Genomic DNA, 15,372 nt, shown 5'->3' with positions numbered 1-15,372 from the left:
AACCAACGCTCGGCGTTGGTTTTTTCATTCCGGCAAAGGCGTCAGATCGCCAGTGCCGAAGGTCGAGCATGCCGCCGCCGATGAGGCTCCAGATGATCCTTGAGCATGCGCAGCACCTTGGCTTCGTGCTCATGGATGAAGAAATGCCCGCCGGCCAGCATGTCCACGGAGAAGCTGCCGCGGGTTTCCTGGCTCCAGGCGATCAGTTGCTCGGTGGTGGCGCGGTCGGCCTTGCCTCCCAACACGTGCACCGGGCAATTCAGCGGGGCGCGTTGCGCCGGGCGGAAGCCGCCGCACAGGAGGAAGTCGGCGCGCAGTACAGGCAGGGTCATGCTCATGAGTTCCTGGTTGGCCAGGATCTCTTCCGAGGTGCCGTTGAGGGTGCGCAGTTGTTCGATCAACTCGGCGTCGGTCTTGGGTTCGGCCAGGTCGCGGTCGTATTCGCTGCGCATGCTCGGAGCGGCGGTGCCGGAAGCGAACAGTGCCACCGGCTCGTGCTGGCCCAGTTGGCGCAGGGCATGGGCCATTTCACAGGCCAGCAAGGCCCCCAGGCTATGGCCGAACAAGGCGTAAGGCCCGCGTAGCGCTGGGGCGTGTTCGGCGGCCAGTTGCCGGGCCAGGGCGCGGATATCGGTCTGCAACGGCTCGCCAAAACGCGCCCCGCGCCCGGGCAGTTCCACCGGTTGCAATTTCAGCCACTCGGGCAGCTTGCGCCGCCAGCGGCTGTAGACCATGGCGCTGGCCCCGGAATAGGGCAGGCAAAGAAGTGTCAGTTGGGTCACTGCACTTACCTCAATCAGTTATGTGTATGGAGAACGGATTGCGACCAACGCAAATTAGTCGGGCTGCGCCGGGCGCCGGCTCAAGCGCCGACAACTCTGCACGGCCGTCCACAACACAACGGCACCCGCCGCCAATGCCACCCAGAAACCGCTGCGGGCGCCATGGTGGTCGGCGAGCCAGCCGGAGCTGGCGGCGCCGATGGCCACGCCGATGCTCAGGCCGGTGACCAGCCAGGTCAGGCCTTCGGTGAGTTTGGCCGGGGGCACGATGTTTTCCACCAGGGCCATGGCCACGATCAGGGTCGGGGCGAAGAACAGGCCGGCAACGAACACTGCCAGGGACAAGCCGAGGATGTTGCTCACGATCAGCAACGGCAAGGTGGTGACGGCGGTGGCGATGCCGCCGTACATAAACAGCCGGGGCAACGGGATGTTCGGTTTCCAAGCACCAAAGGCGATGCCAGCCAGGCATGAACCGATGGCGTACACCGAGAGCACAATGCTCGCCGCCGCCGGTTGGCCCTGCTGTTGGGCGAAGGCCACGCTGACCACATCCACCACACCAGCGGTGGTGCCCATGGCGACCATCAGCAACACCAATAGGCGCAGTTCCACCGAGCGAATGATTGAGCCCTGGTGCTGCGGCTCATGGGGATGCACCGCCGGTTCGGTGGCACGTTGCAGCACCAGGGCGGTGACGCCGATGGCCAGGGCGAGCAGTGCGACCAAGGGCCCGGCCTCGGGGAAGAACCCGACGCTCAGGCCCACCGAGAGCGGCGGGCCGATGATAAAGCACAGCTCATCGAGCACCGACTCCAGGGCATAGGCGGTCTGCAATTGCGGCTGGCCGCGGTAAACCTCGGTCCAGCGTGCGCGGACCATGGCCGACATGCTCGGCATGCAGCCAGCCAGAGCGGCGAACAGAAACAACGTCCAAATAGGTGCCTGCAACCGGGTGCACAACAGCAAGGCCAGCAACGCCCCGCCACCGACACCGGCGGCCAGCGGCAGCACCCGGCCCTGGCCAAAGCGGTCGACCATGCGCGAGACCTGGGGCGCACAAAACGCCGTGGCCAGGGCGAAGGTGGCCGCCACGGCACCGGCCAGGCCATAACCGCCCTTGAGCTGGGACAGCATGGTGATGATGCCGATACCGGTCATGGAGATCGGCATGCGCGCGATCATCCCGGCGATGACAAAGGCGCGAGTGCCCGGGGCGCGGAACAGCTCGCGATAAGGGTTAACCATGAAGTCTCAACCTCGGCAGGGGGCCTGCAACTTGCCATAAATAGCCGTTGCAGTAAAAATACATACGCGCGTATGTGAGAAATAATGCAAACATACGCGCCGTATGTCAATTCACCTCTGCCCTGATGAGAACCCGCCATGAGCTCACGCCCTCGCGCCGAAATGATCGAAGCCACCCGTGCCAAGTTGCTGGCCAGTGCGCGCCAGGCCTTTGGCAGCCTGGGTTATGCGCACACCTCGATGGACGACCTGACGGCCGAAGCCGGCCTGACGCGAGGGGCGCTTTATCACCATTTCGGTGACAAGAAAGGCTTGCTGGCGGCGGTGGTGGCGCAGATCGACGGCGAGATGGACCAACGCCTGATGGCGATTTCCAGCCAAGTGGCGGACCCCTGGGAGGCTTTCTGCCAACGCTGTCGTGCCTACCTGCACATGGCGCTGGAGCCGGAAATCCAGCGCATCGTGCTGCAGGATGCGCGGGCGGTACTCGCCGACAGCAAGGCGGGAGAAGAACAGTGCATCGAGACCCTGGGCGCCTTACTCAGCCAATTGATGCAGGCGCAGGTGGTCGAAGCCGCAGCGCCCATGGCCCTGGCACGCCTGATCAACGGCAGCCTGGTGGAGGCGGCGCTGTGGATCGCCAATGCCGAGCAGCCGGCGCAAAAACTCGAAGAGAGCCTGGGCGGCCTGCAACTGCTCCTGCGCGGGCTGCGCCGTGAAGATGCCCCGCCATCAACAGCCCGTCACTAAAACACCCATCCCTGAAAAACCTGCGGATTGACCCCGTCCGCTGAACTCCCGGCGCCCTTTATCAGTCAGCTAATCACGCTCCCTGATTTGAGGATCGCCCCATGCGTCTCTCTCTTGATCAACAAGTGGCCCTGGTCACCGGCGCCAGTTCCGGCATCGGTGAAGCCGCGGCCAAGGCTCTGGCCGCCGCAGGTGCCTCGGTGGTGCTCAACTACCACAGCCAGCCCGAACCTGCGGAAAAACTCGCCGCCGACATCAATGCCTGCGGTGGCCGGGCGATTGCCATCGGCGCCGACGTGTCCCAGGAAGAAGAGGTCGAGCGGCTGTTCGCCAAGACCTTGGAGGCCTTCGGCTTCCTCGACATCCTGGTGGCCAATTCCGGCCTGCAGAAAGACGCGCCGATCCTGGACATGACCCTGGAAGACTGGAGCCAGGTGATCAACGTCAACCTCACCGGCCAGTTCCTCTGCGCCCGGGCCGCCCTGCGCATCTTCACCGAGCAGGGCATCCGCAATGGCGTCTCCAAGGCGGCGGGCAAGATCATTCACATGAGCTCCGTGCACCAGTTGATTCCCTGGGCCGGGCACGTCAATTACGCGGCGTCCAAGGGCGGGGTGGAGATGCTGATGCGCAGCCTGGCCCAGGAAGTCAGCGGGCTGGGTATCCGGGTCAACGGCATTGCCCCGGGGGCGATCCGCACCGCCATCAACCGCGACGCCACCGAGGGCGATGCGGCACAGGCGTTGCTCAAGCTGATCCCCTATGGGCGCATCGGCGACGCCAAGGACGTGGCTAACGCCGTGGTCTGGCTGGCCTCCGACGCCTCCGACTACGTGGTCGGCAGCACCCTGTTCATCGACGGCGGCATGAGCCTCTACCCGGAGTTTCGCGACAATGGTTGAACGGCCTCAGGAACGTCAAAGCCCGATCGACGCCCACGGCATCATCGGCGACCTGCGCACCGCTGCCCTGGTCAATGACCAAGGCAGCGTGGACTTTTTCTGCTGGCCGGAATTCGACAGCCCGACAATTTTCGGCGCCCTGCTCGACACCCCCGAGGCCGGCATCTTCCAGCTCAAGCCGGACTTGCCCGACGCCCGCCGCCAGCAGATCTACCTGCCCGACAGCAACGTGCTGCAGACCCGCTGGCTGAGCGAACAGGCCGTGGTGGAAGTCACCGACCTGCTGCCCGTGGGTGACAGCGAAGACGACCTGCCGCTGCTGATCCGACGGCTGCGGGTGGTCAGTGGCAGCGCCTCCATTCACCTGCGTTGCGCGGTGCGCCACGACTACGCGCGCAGTGCCAGCCAGGCCCGCAGCGACCAGGGTTCGGTGTGTTTCGAGGCCGAGGGCCAACCGGGCCTGCGCCTGGTGGGCAGCCAGGCGCTGCACATCGACCAGCACAGCGCGGTGGCCGAGTTCGTCCTGCACCAGGGGCAAAGCGCCGAGTTCATCCTGGGCGGCATCGACGACCCCAGGGTCATTACCGGCTGCAGCGAACTGGCCCTGGAGCGCACGCTGAAGTTCTGGCACGACTGGATCGGCCAATCCAATTACCGTGGACGCTGGCGGGAAATGGTCAACCGCTCGGCCCTGGCCCTGAAGCTGCTGACCTCGCGCAAGCACGGGGCGATTCTCGCTGCCGCCACCTTCGGCCTGCCGGAAACCCCGGGCGGCGAACGCAACTGGGACTACCGCTACACCTGGATCCGCGATGCCTCGTTCACCGTCTACGCCTTTATGCGCCTGGGCTTTGTCGACGAAGCCAACGCCTACATGCGCTGGCTGCGAGGACGGGTCAGCGACGGCTGCGGGCAACCGAGCAAACTGAACATCCTCTACGCCATCGACGGGCGCCAGGAGTTGAACGAGAGCCAACTCGAACACTGGTCCGGGCACGGCGGCGCAAGGCCAGTGCGGATCGGCAACCAGGCCTGGGAACAGGTGCAACTGGACATCTTCGGCGAGCTGATGGATGCGGTGTACCTGGTCAATAAATACGGCGAGGCGATCTCCCACGAGGGCTGGAAACACACCCGCGAAGTGGTGGATCAGGTGTGCGAGACCTGGCAGCAAAAAGACGTGGGCATCTGGGAAATGCGCGGCGAGCAGCATCACTTTCTGCACTCGCGGCTGATGTGTTGGGTGGCCCTGGACCGGGCCATCCGCCTGGCGTCGAAGCGCTCGCTGCCGGCGCCCTTTGCCCGTTGGGACCAGACCCGGCAAGCCATCTATGAAGACATCTGGAACAACTTCTGGGACGAGGAGCGGGGGCATTTCGTCCAGCACATCGGCGGCACGGCCCTGGATGGCTCGATGCTGCTGATGCCCCTGGTGCGTTTTGTCAGCGCCAAGGACCCGCGCTGGCTGTCGACCCTGAAGGCGATCGAAAAAAGCCTGGTGCGCGACGGCATGGTCTACCGCTACCGCAACGACGACAGCGGTATCGACGGCCTGGCCGGCACCGAGGGCGCGTTTGCCGCCTGCTCGTTCTGGTACGTCGAATGCCTGGCCCGAGCCGGCCAGGTGGACAAAGCCCACCTGGAGTTCGAGCAACTGCTGCGCTATGCCAACCCCCTGGGGTTGTACGCCGAGGAGTTCGACAGCCACGGCCGCCACCTGGGCAACACGCCCCAGGCCCTGACTCACTTGGCGCTGATCAGCGCGGCCAGCTTCCTCGACCGCCAGCTCAGCGGGGCGAAAACCACGTGGCAGCCCTAGAGGAATCACTAGAGGGATAAATCGGCGAGTCGGGCTCTAGCAGGCGCTCGCGGCAGCAAAAATCGTTACACTGCGCCGCCCCCATGGAACCTCATAGGACACGGAATGTTGCCCGTTGATTCGTCCCTGCGCCGAGCCTTGGTGCTCTGGTTGTACGCCGCCGCCCTGGGCCATCTGCTGGTCGCCGGGGTGCTGACCTGGGCCGCCGGCCACCCGCTGCTCGAGGGTTATCTGCTGAGTGTCGAACAGGCCTTCTGGAGCAGCGCGGCTCCCGCTGCGGCGCGCAGCCAGCAGGTCTGGTGGCTGAACCTGTTCGGCGCCACCCTGCAAAGTTATTCCCTGTTCCTGCTGGCCCTGGTGCACCTGGGCCATCGCCTGCGCAGCGCCACGGCCTGGGCCTGGCTGATGGCCGGGATCCTGCTGTGGGCGCCCCAGGACATGTGGATCTCCTGGCAGGCGCGGATGACGTCGCACCTGTGGCTCGACAGCCTGGCCCTGCTCACCCTGTTGCCCCCGTTGCTCTGGCTTTATCGCCATGACCGTCGCCCCTCCACTTTGAAAGGACCTCTCCGTGGCTGAACTTCCCCTGCTGCACTGGGCCATGCTGTTGTTGCTGGTCCAAGGCACCCTCGGCGCCCTGGACACGATCTATCACCACGAACTCACCGTGGCCTTGCCACAACGCCACAACGCCCGCCTGGAGCTGGCGATCCATGCGATCCGCTCAAGCTTCTACGGCGTTCTGTTTCTCGGCATGGCGCACTTCGCCTTCCACGGTGCCTGGGCCCTGGTGATCGCCGTGCTGTTTGCCCTGGAAATCGGCCTGACCCTCTGGGACTTCGTGGTCGAGGACCGTAGCCGCAAGCTGCCGGCCATCGAGCGCATCATGCACACCGTGCTGGCGGTCAACGGCGGGGCCTTTTTCGCCCTCTACGGCGTGCAGTTGGTGCAGTGGTCGAGCTTGCCCACGGCCTTGGTGGGGATCGACTTCGGCTGGCTCGGCTGGCTGCTGACCCTGTTCGCCATTGGCGTCACCGCCTCGGGCATCCGCGATGGCCTGGCCTCCCTGCGCCTGCAGCGCCAAGGCCTGCCGGGCAACCCGTTTGCCGGCGGCAAGCACCAACGGGTCCTGGTCACCGGCGGCACCGGGTTTATCGGGGAAGCCCTGGTCAACCAACTGCTGGACGCCGGCCACAGCGTCAGCGTGCTGGCCCGCGACCCGCTGCGCGCGGCCTACCTGTTCGACGGTCGTGCGCGTTGCCTGCGCGACTTGAGCAAGCTGGGCCACAGCGAGCAGTTCGACGTGATCATCAACCTGGCGGGGGCGCCCGTGGCCGGGCCACGCTGGTCGGCCAAGCGCCAGGCGCAGTTGCTGGCCAGCCGGGTCGGCACCACCGAAGCGCTGCTGGCCTGGTTGAAGAACGCCGAGCACAAGCCGGCGCTGTGGATCCAGGCCTCGGCCATCGGCTTCTACGGTGTGCGCGATGCCAGCCAGACCCTGGACGAAAGCGCCAGCCGTGGCGAGGGTTTCATGGCCGAGCTGTGTGCCCGCTGGGAGGCCTCGGCACAACCCGCCACGGCGTTCGGCGTGCGCCAGGTGGTGCTGCGCCTGGGCGTGGTGTTCGGCCCTGGCGGCGCCCTGATGCCGCTGCTGATTCCGTTCCGCCTGGGCTTCGGCGGGCGCATGGGTGACGGCCAGCAGATCATGAGCTGGGTGCACCGCGACGACGTGATCCAGGTGATTGCCCGGGCCATGAGCGACCCGAGCCTGTCGGGCACCTACAACCTGGTGGCGCCCGATGCCGTGAGCCAGGCCACCTTCGCCGAAACCGCGGGCGCGGTGCTCAAGCGCCCGGTCTGGCTGCACGTGCCGGCGGCGCCAGTGCGGGCCCTGGCCGGGGAAATGGCCGAGCTGTTTTTCGACGGCCAGCGCGTGGTGCCCCAGCGTTTGCTGCAAGCCGGCTACACCTTCCGCTACCCGACCCTGGACGGCGCCTTGCGCGACCTGGCCTGAGGACTGTTGATGAGCAAGCCCCTTCTCTACCTGCTGGCGGGCAACGGCAGCGCCGCCGACTGGTGGGACGATGCCCTGCCGCACTTCCAGCGCTACCGGGTGCAGCCCCTGGAGCTGCCGGGTTTCGGCAACAACCCGTTGCCACCGTGCAGCGACCTCGGGGAATACGCCGACGCCCTGCTGGGCATGACCGACCCGGGGCATGCAATCCTGGCGGTAGGGGTCAGCGGCTTGCTGGTGCTGCATGCCTTACAGCGTCGCCCCGGGCACTTTTCCCGTAGCGTGTTGCTGGCACCGGTGGGGGCGTTCCTTTGGCAGCGGCGGCTGCCGGCGCTGATGTCGCCCCTGCCCCTGCGCCAGCTGATTCATACGTTGCTCAGCCACAAACCCCAATGGTTCGCCCACAAGTTTTCCCAACAGACCTGGACCCCAGCCCAGTACCAACGCATGGGCGCCGGTTATGCGCGTTGCCGGGCTTTTGTACCGTCCTGGGAGCAACTGCGGGCCGACACGGCGCTGCCGCTGCTGGAGTGGGTCAGCGATCCGATCGAACTGGTCTGGGGCGCTCAGGACGCGTTCCTCGGCAGCACCCAGGCCGCCGCCTGGTCGGCGATCCTGGCCCGAGCGGACCTGCGCATCAGCCTGCAGCCGGGCTGGGGCCATTACCCGTGGATCGACAATCCTGGCGAATTCGCCGCCTGGCTGGAAGGTGCCGAGCCGGGGTTTGTCGCCCACACCAAGGGCGGTCGCCTGCGCCTGGCGCAACTGGCGGGGCAGCCAGTGCCGGTGGCCCTGAACCTGGAACAGGCCAGCGACCCGCGCCTGCCGGCATTGCTCGCCAGCCAGCCTGACGCCCTGTGGGCGGTGCGTTCGTCCAGCTATGGCGAAGACCAGGCCGACGCGGCCAATGCCGGCTTGAGCACCACCTACCTGCGTGAGCCGGCGACCAACGTCGCCCACCGAGTGGCCGAGCTGAGCGCCGCCGGGGTCGAAGAAGTGGTGGTGCAACGTTTTATCGACCCGGTGCTCTCGGGCATCGCCTTTGTCCGCCACCTGGCAGTGGAGCTGGAATGGGTCGAGGGCCACCTGGAATCCCTCGCCGACGGTCACGCCAGCCCGCAACGGGCGGTGCTCTCGCGCCTGGGGCCTGCCTGGGAAGATGGACACTTTGCGACCACCCAGGGCCTGAGCGCCCAAGCCCTGTGGGACTTTCTGCAAGGGGTGCTCAAGGTCTTCCACTACGTGCCCGGGGATGTGGAGTGGGCCTGGGACGGCCAGCAACTGTGGCTGCTGCAATACCGCCCCATCAGCGACTACGGTTGGCGCCGGCACCTGACCGCGGCCAATATCGCCGAAATCTTGCCCCCTCAACCCAGCCGCTTTGTCGAGTACGGCCAGCGCCGGGCGGCGGCGAGCATCCCGGCGATCATGGCCCGCTGGGACGCCCGGGTGTTGCAGGACAATGAGCCGTTCACCGCGGTGTTCGGCGGCGCGTCCTATATCAACAACGACCTGTTCCTGGCGCGCCTGGCGGACTGGGGCATCTCTGCGGCCAGCTACGCCGGTGAAGTGGGCGGCGCCACCCCCGCCCTGCCCTGGCGCCCGCTGCGGCTGCTGCGTTCGCTGCCCCGGCTGCTGCGCATGCAACGCATTGCCCGCGGCCATCTGCTGGGCCTGGAACGGGGCCTGGAAGGCTTCGACCGCGAGTTGGAGCAACTGAAAGCCGCCGGGGCCGACGGCCAGCAACTGGCGGACTGGTTCAGCCGTTTTTATGTGTTCGTGGTCCAGGGCAACCTGTGCATCGCCACCGCCCTGGCCAGCAGCGGCGGCGCCCTGCTTGGCCGCCCGCCCACCGCCTACGGCGACCTGGACAACAGCCCCCATCGCCTGCCCTGGGAAACCGACCCCGGCACCCCGCGCCCACCTGCCTGTGAGCTGCCCCTGCAACCCCTGCCCGCCTGGCCCGCGGCCATTCGCCTGGTCCACCACCTGGGCCTGCCGGGCCTGCGCGGTTACTACCTGCAAGTGCGTGAGTGGTACCGCGACAACCTGATGCGGATTTTCTTCCGTTTGCACCACGCGGTGCCCGAAGCCGATCGCGGCCACTGGTTCGCCCCCCATGAAGACCGCCGCAGCCGCGACGGCAGCTTCTGGCAGGACGGCCGTGACGGCAGTGAGCAGGCCACCGGGTTCATGATCTACCCCGGGCAGGTGCAGGGCATTCTCGGCGAGGACATCCTCCTTGAAGACAGCCTCGACCCCGGGCGTCACGCTCACTACCAAGCGGCGCGTGCGGTGATTGCGCGGATGGGCGGGCGCCTGTCCCACGGCTCGACCTTGCTGCGCGAACTGCGCAAGCCCTCGGCGGTGTTGCCCCAGGCGGACCCGGCCTGGATCGGCCGCGAAGTGCTGTACTGCGATGGCCAATTGAGCCTGGTGCAGCCTTAGGGGCCGCGGGCTCGCCGCCTAGAACGCCTCCAGGGCACCCTCGGCGGCGAAACGTTCGCGGTAGGCCTGGGGCGTTACGCCGATGGCCCGCAGGAAGCTGCGGCGCAGGGTCTCTTCGCTGCCGAAGCCGCACTGCCCGGCAATGCGCTTGATCGGCAATGGCGTGTCCAGCAGCAGGCGCCGGGCGCTTTCCACCCGGATCAGCTCCACGGCCCGGGCGGGGTCTGCCCGGTGTCGGCGCGGTAATGGCGGACAAAGCTGCGCTCGCTCATGCCAACCTGCTGGGCCAGGGTGGCGATGTTCAGGTCCAGGGCCAGGTGTTCGGCAATCCACGCGTGCAGTTCATCGAAGCGCTGCCCCTCTTGCTGCAGGCCCAGGGTCACACTGAATTGCGACTGGCCGCCGGGACGCTTGAGGAACACCACCAGTTGCCGGGCCACGTCCAGGGCCACCGCTCGCCCCAGGTCTTGCTCCACCAGGGCCAGGGCCAGGTCGATGCCGGCGGTGACCCCGGCAGAGGTCCAGACCGGGCCGTCGTTGATAAAGATCGGATTGGGCTCCACCCGCAACTGCGGGTATTGATCGGCCAACTGCTCGCAGCGCGTCCAATGGGTGACCACTCGCCGGCCATCGAGCCAGCCGCTGGCCGCCAGCAGAAAAGCCCCGGTACACACCGACGCCACGCGGCGCGAACGCTCGGCCTGGCGTGCGACCCAGGCCACCAGTTGCGGGTCTTCGGCGGCGGCATACACGCCCCAGCCACCGGAGATGATCAGGGTATCGCTCGGCGCGTCCTCGGCCGGCAACGGCTCGGCCACCAACGCCAGCCCCGCCGAGGTCTGCAACGGACCGCCCGGCGCGGCGATCACCGTGGCCACATAGGGCGCCGGCAACCCGCGCTGGCGCAACAGGTCGTTGGCCGAAGAAAACACCTGCAAGGGGCCGGTGACATCCAGCACTTGGGCATTGGCGAAGGCCAGTACGTAAACGGTTTTAGCGGCGTTGAGCATGATTGGCGTGATTCGTGGGCAGGTTGGCGGATACGCCAGAGATTAGGGCGCTAGAGTTCAGCCGTCCACCCGCTTTTCGGGTAAGAGCCATCGGATCGACCAAGGGGAAATGCAATGACGCTGCAGATAGGTTTTCTACTGTTTCCACAGGTTCAGCAACTGGACCTGACCGGCCCTTACGACGTGCTGGCCTCCCTGCCTGACGTCAAAGTGCACCTGATCTGGAAGGACCTGGAGCCGGTGGTCGCCAGCACTGGCCTGGTCCTGCACCCCACCACCACCTATGCCGACTGCCCGCCGCTGGATGTGATCTGCGTGCCCGGCGGCTCCGGTGTCGGCCCCCTGATGGAGGATGAACCCACCCTGGACTTCATCCGCCAGCACGCCGAAGGCGCGCGCTACGTGACCTCGGTGTGCACCGGTTCCCTGGTGCTCGGCGCCGCCGGCCTGCTGCAAGGCAAGCGCGCCACCACCCACTGGGCCTACCACGAATTGCTTGCGCCCCTGGGTGCGATCCCGGTGCAGGAGCGCGTGGTGCGTGACGGCAACCTGCTGACCGGTGGCGGCATCACCGCCGGCATCGATTTCGCCCTGGTGCTGGCCGCCGAGCTGTTCGGCCAGGCCCGTGCCGAGCTGGTGCAGTTGCAGCTAGAATACGCACCGGCACCGCCGTTCAACGCCGGCCGCCCGGACACCGCCCCTGCTGCGGTGCGCGATGAGGCGCTGAGCAAGGTCGTCGAGTCCTTGAAAGTGCGCACCCAAGTCACCCAGCGCGCGGCCCAGCGCCTGGGCCTCGCGGGCTGACCGATGCCCTGCCACGTGGGCCCGGCTCAGGCCCGGCCCACGTGCCCCGCGCGACTGTTGCCGAGCAATTGGCTGATGCGCCCGTCGCCATAGGTGCGCTCCACCTTGGAAATCACCACCTGATAACCCGCGTACCAGCGCTGATATTGGCGCTTGGCGGCCAGGTGCTGCGGGTGACGGGCAAAGGCGCTGATCGAGGCTTCGTCTTCCCAGTAATAGCTGGCGTTGATCAACTGCTGATCGGCAGACACCCACGACTGGCTGCCGACAAAACCCGGCAGGCTGTGGGCAATCTCGTCGATGATCGCGCTCAGGCGCTGAAACTCCTCATCCCGTTGTCCCGGCTTATAGATGAATGCGGCGATGTACATGTTCGAACTCCCTTGTGAGTGATCCATCAAACAGGGCGGGCCATCAGCAGCAAACGCAGGGCCAGCCACAGCAACACCGCCGCCAGCAGCCAGGGCTGAACCCTGGCAAGCCCGGAACCCGTCGAAAAAAACCGCCGCAGCCCACCGCCAAACACCCCCAGCAGGGTATGAAAAACCCCGCTGACCAGGGTCAGCAGCAACCCCAGGACCAGCAGTTGCCCAGCGATGGCGCCGCGTTCCGGGTGCACGAACTGCGGCAGGAAGACCATGAAAAACAGCAGCGCCTTGGGGTTCAGCAAACTGTTGCACAGCGCCCGCACAAACACCGTGGGCAGCGGCACCCTGGGGCGGCTATCGAGGCCGACCGGGGCCTGGGACCGCAACGCCTGATACGCCAGCCAGAGCAGGTAGATCACCCCGGCGTAGCGGATCAGGTCGAAAGCCGGCGGCCAACCGGCCACCAGCGCGGTGACGCCGCTGGCAGTCAGCAGGGTCAGGAGCACGTCCGCCGCACCGATGCCCAGCCCCGAGGCCACGCCTCCGCGCCAGCCATAGGCCACGCCGTGGCTGATCACAAAGGCCATGTTCGGCCCCGGCGAGAGCAGCAACAGCAGCACCGCGCCCAGAAAAATCGAGAGGGTTGCCAGGTCCAACATGGCGGGAGCGCTCCAACAGGAAAGGCGCTAGATTAGGCCGCCAATCTGATACAAACAAAAAACTGTTCTAGATACAGCAGGCCCTGCCATGTCCCGTACCCGCTACAAAATCATCGTCGACCGCTTCGCAGGCCTGATTCGCAATGGCCACTTGGCCCCGGGCACCCAACTGCCCACGGTGCGTGCCTTGATGGCCGAGGAACGGGTGGCCCTGGCCACGGCGCTACGGGTCTACAACGAACTGGAAGCCACTGGCCTGGTGGTGGGCGAGCCGGGCCGCGGCACCTTTGTCCGCGACACCTGCCTGCCCCGGGGCATGGGCCTGGAGCAACAGCCGGCGGCCGACGGCCTGCTCGACCTGACCTTCAACTACCCGTCCCTGCCCGGCCAGGCACAAAGCCTGCGGGAAGGATTGCGCGCCATCGCCGCCTCGGGGGACCTGGATGCCCTGCTGCACTCGGCGCCCCAAGGCGGGCGCCCCCACGAGCGGCAAACGGCGGCCCGGCATTTGCGCAATCGGCAGGTACGGGTCGGCGGTGACCAGGTGCTGATCGTCAACGGTGCGCAGCAAGGCCTGGCGGTGACGGTGATGGCGCTGCTCAAGCCGGGGGAGGTGCTCGCCCTCGACGCCCTCACCTACCCGGGAATGAAAACCCTGGCCCACAGTCATCGCCTGGATTTGGAAGCCCTGCCCCAGCGTCAGGGACAAATGGACCTGGATGCCCTGGAAGCGTTGTGCCAAAGGCGGCCGGTGCGGGCCGTGTATTGCATGCCGACCCTGCACAATCCCCTGGGCACAGTGATGCCCGACGCCGACCGGCAACGCCTAGTGCACCTGGCCCGAGCCTACGATTTGCTGCTGATCGAGGACGGCGCCTACGCCTTCCTTGCCGAGCCTTCGCCCAAGCCCCTGCAAAACCTCGCTCCAGAGCGCACGATTTATGTGAGCGGCTTATCCAAGAGCGTGGCTTCGGGCTTGCGCCTGGGGTTTATCGCCGCGCCCCTGGCATTGATCCCGGCCCTGGAGCAGGCGATTCGCGTGTCCACCTGGAGCACGCCGTCGCTGACCGTGGCCCTGGGTTGCCGCTGGATTGAGTCCGGCTTGGTGGACAGCCTGGAAGAACAGAAGCGCCTGGATGCCCAGGCTCGGCAAACACTTGCACGACGAGTGCTCAAGGGCTGTGAGTACCTGGCTCACCCGAGTTCCTATTACCTCTGGCTGACACTGCCCGAAGGCCTGCGCGCCGACAGCGTGGTCGGTGCCCTGGAGCGACAGGGCGTGCGGGTGACCTCGGCCCAGCCCTTCGCCACCACCGCCCATGTGCCCCAGGCATTGCGGCTGGCCCTGGGGTCCATTGGCCTGCCATTGCTGGAACAGGCCCTGACCCAGGTTCGCCATGAAGTCACGCGGTGAATGGGCTTCACGGGGAGGGTGGCCTTACGGGCCCTATCGCTGGCAAGCCGGCGCCTACAGATGTGTTCGGGGATGCAAGAGCCTTGCCGGCGATGGTGATCTTGCGGGCCTCATCGCTGGCGAACTCGCGACAGGCTGCTTGCTCGAATCGCAGGCAAAAAAAAACCCGCCGAAGCGGGTTTTCTCCAAGACCATCGGTGACTCCCTGTCGGTGCCTCCATGCAGATGGTCGATCGTCCCTGATCCTGCAGCACTTCCTGTGCTGCAGTTGATGGAATGAAGGTTACGGGGAAAGTCCTGAGGGCAAAAGGCGATATTCTTACCGTCTGACGTAAGACATTCGCTATAGCCCTCCCCTCCGAAAACCCTTAGCCCCAGGCGCGAACCTGAGTTGTTCAGCGGCAGAAACGCTCCAGCGCATGCAGGGCCAGGATCAATTGTGTCGGCTCCAGGGCCCAGCGCCGCTCGCGCCCCTGCTTGGCGTCGCGCACCAGCCCGGCCAGGGCCAGGACTTGCAGGTGCTTGGTCACCGCCTGGCGGCTGATATCGGTGGCCTGGGTCAGTTGGCTGATGGACAAGGGCTGGCCCTCACACAGCAGCGCCACCAGGCGCAGGCGGGTGCCGTCGCCCAGGGCCGCAAAGATCAGCGCCGAGCGCTCCATGATCGCCCGTGAGGCCGGGTCAGGGTTGAGCAAGGTAGGTCTCGATGTTGTTCATCTGCTCGTCCCAGCCACGGCTGTTCATGCGAAAGGCCTTGAGCCGCCGCTGTGCCGGGATGCCATCGAAGCCCGACTCGGTGACCCGCAGCAAAGTGCCGCCCTGCAGGTCTTCGAGTTCGAATTGCACCAGGGTGGTGGGTTCGGCCGAATAGTCGGTCCCCGGGTCCACCGCATAGGGGTGCCAGCTGAACGCCAACACCTCCTCGGGCAGCCGTTGCTCGATCAACACATCCCAGACCAGGTGCTCATAGCCGGGGTAGGTAATCGGCCCGCGCGTCCGCTGGCCAGGCACAAACGCCTGACCGGCCAAGGCCACGCCAAACCAGCTGCCGAAAGTTTCGGCATTCGCCAGCGCCGCCCAAACCTCGGCACGCGGGGCCTTGAGCAAGATTTTTCGTTCAATGCGATCAGATGAGTTCATGGGTTACCTCCAGT

Annotated in this window: 14 protein-coding genes and 1 pseudogene; 8 read left to right on the top strand and 7 right to left on the bottom strand. The window is 66.3% G+C overall.

Annotated features, from left to right (window positions below; all coding sequences use genetic code 11):
• Positions 1 to 41: 41 nt before the first annotated feature.
• Positions 42 to 782, bottom strand: a complete 741-nt coding sequence (locus tag M1B35_RS14370) for a thioesterase II family protein (RefSeq protein ID WP_268262288.1) — start codon at positions 780 to 782, stop codon at positions 42 to 44.
• Between the two features lie 54 nt (positions 783 to 836).
• Positions 837 to 2,030, bottom strand: coding sequence for an MFS transporter (locus M1B35_RS14365; RefSeq protein WP_268262287.1), 1,194 nt, complete (start codon positions 2,028 to 2,030; stop codon positions 837 to 839).
• Between the two features lie 138 nt (positions 2,031 to 2,168).
• Here M1B35_RS14365 and M1B35_RS14360 point away from each other — a divergent pair, with 138 nt between their 5' ends.
• The 6 genes from M1B35_RS14360 to M1B35_RS14335 all read left to right on the top strand — a co-directional run bounded on the left by M1B35_RS14360 (position 2,169) and on the right by M1B35_RS14335 (position 9,963).
• Positions 2,169 to 2,780 (top strand): TetR/AcrR family transcriptional regulator, encoded by a 612-nt coding sequence (locus M1B35_RS14360; RefSeq protein WP_268262286.1) that lies wholly within the window; start codon positions 2,169 to 2,171, stop codon positions 2,778 to 2,780.
• A gap of 101 nt (positions 2,781 to 2,881) precedes the next feature.
• A complete protein-coding gene (locus M1B35_RS14355; RefSeq protein WP_268262285.1) occupies positions 2,882 to 3,682 on the top strand; it encodes a glucose 1-dehydrogenase in 801 nt (266 codons plus the stop codon).
• A complete protein-coding gene (locus M1B35_RS14350) occupies positions 3,675 to 5,501 on the top strand; it encodes a glycoside hydrolase family 15 protein (protein WP_268262284.1) in 1,827 nt (608 codons plus the stop codon). The genes M1B35_RS14355 and M1B35_RS14350 overlap by 8 nt, the downstream gene beginning before the upstream one ends.
• Before the next feature lie 105 nt (positions 5,502 to 5,606).
• Positions 5,607 to 6,080, top strand: coding sequence for a hypothetical protein (locus M1B35_RS14345; RefSeq protein ID WP_268262283.1), 474 nt, complete (start codon positions 5,607 to 5,609; stop codon positions 6,078 to 6,080).
• Positions 6,081 to 6,102: 22 nt separating this feature from the next.
• On the top strand, positions 6,103 to 7,515 hold the full coding sequence (locus M1B35_RS14340; RefSeq protein ID WP_279653816.1) for a TIGR01777 family oxidoreductase: 1,413 nt from the start codon (positions 6,103 to 6,105) through the stop codon (positions 7,513 to 7,515).
• Positions 7,516 to 7,524: 9 nt separating this feature from the next.
• Entirely contained in the window at positions 7,525 to 9,963 is a 2,439-nt protein-coding gene (locus M1B35_RS14335; RefSeq protein ID WP_268262281.1) for a PEP-utilizing enzyme, read from the top strand.
• A gap of 18 nt (positions 9,964 to 9,981) precedes the next feature.
• Here M1B35_RS14335 and M1B35_RS14330 read toward each other — a convergent pair.
• A pseudogene (locus M1B35_RS14330) lies at positions 9,982 to 10,973 on the bottom strand (GlxA family transcriptional regulator).
• 114 nt (positions 10,974 to 11,087) lie between these two features.
• Here M1B35_RS14330 and inhA point away from each other — a divergent pair.
• On the top strand, positions 11,088 to 11,777 hold the full coding sequence (gene inhA, locus M1B35_RS14325; RefSeq protein WP_123335072.1) for an isonitrile hydratase: 690 nt from the start codon (positions 11,088 to 11,090) through the stop codon (positions 11,775 to 11,777).
• Between the two features lie 26 nt (positions 11,778 to 11,803).
• Here inhA and M1B35_RS14320 read toward each other — a convergent pair whose 3' ends face one another.
• A complete protein-coding gene (locus M1B35_RS14320) occupies positions 11,804 to 12,148 on the bottom strand; it encodes an antibiotic biosynthesis monooxygenase family protein (RefSeq protein ID WP_268262280.1) in 345 nt (114 codons plus the stop codon).
• A gap of 26 nt (positions 12,149 to 12,174) precedes the next feature.
• Complete coding sequence (locus M1B35_RS14315) at positions 12,175 to 12,804, bottom strand: LysE family translocator (RefSeq protein ID WP_268262279.1); 630 nt, start codon at positions 12,802 to 12,804, stop codon at positions 12,175 to 12,177.
• A gap of 88 nt (positions 12,805 to 12,892) precedes the next feature.
• Here M1B35_RS14315 and M1B35_RS14310 point away from each other — a divergent pair, with 88 nt between their 5' ends.
• Positions 12,893 to 14,218: an aminotransferase-like domain-containing protein gene (locus M1B35_RS14310; protein WP_268262278.1), complete on the top strand. Its 1,326-nt coding sequence runs from the start codon at positions 12,893 to 12,895 to the stop codon at positions 14,216 to 14,218.
• A 395-nt stretch (positions 14,219 to 14,613) separates the two neighbouring features.
• Here the strand turns inward: M1B35_RS14310 and M1B35_RS14305 are convergent, their stop codons facing one another.
• Both M1B35_RS14305 and M1B35_RS14300 read right to left on the bottom strand, forming a co-directional pair.
• Positions 14,614 to 14,913: an ArsR/SmtB family transcription factor gene (locus tag M1B35_RS14305; protein WP_259740433.1), complete on the bottom strand. Its 300-nt coding sequence runs from the start codon at positions 14,911 to 14,913 to the stop codon at positions 14,614 to 14,616.
• Positions 14,900 to 15,358: an SRPBCC family protein gene (locus M1B35_RS14300; protein ID WP_123335065.1), complete on the bottom strand. Its 459-nt coding sequence runs from the start codon at positions 15,356 to 15,358 to the stop codon at positions 14,900 to 14,902. Before M1B35_RS14300 ends, M1B35_RS14305 begins: the two co-directional genes overlap by 14 nt.
• Positions 15,359 to 15,372 lie beyond the last annotated feature (14 nt).

It is taken from the genome of Pseudomonas morbosilactucae, from assembly GCF_023241665.1.
GTDB lineage: Bacteria > Pseudomonadota > Gammaproteobacteria > Pseudomonadales > Pseudomonadaceae > Aquipseudomonas > Aquipseudomonas morbosilactucae.
Note: the sequence above shows the minus strand (reverse complement) of the source record. Positions and strands in the feature narration are given on the sequence as shown.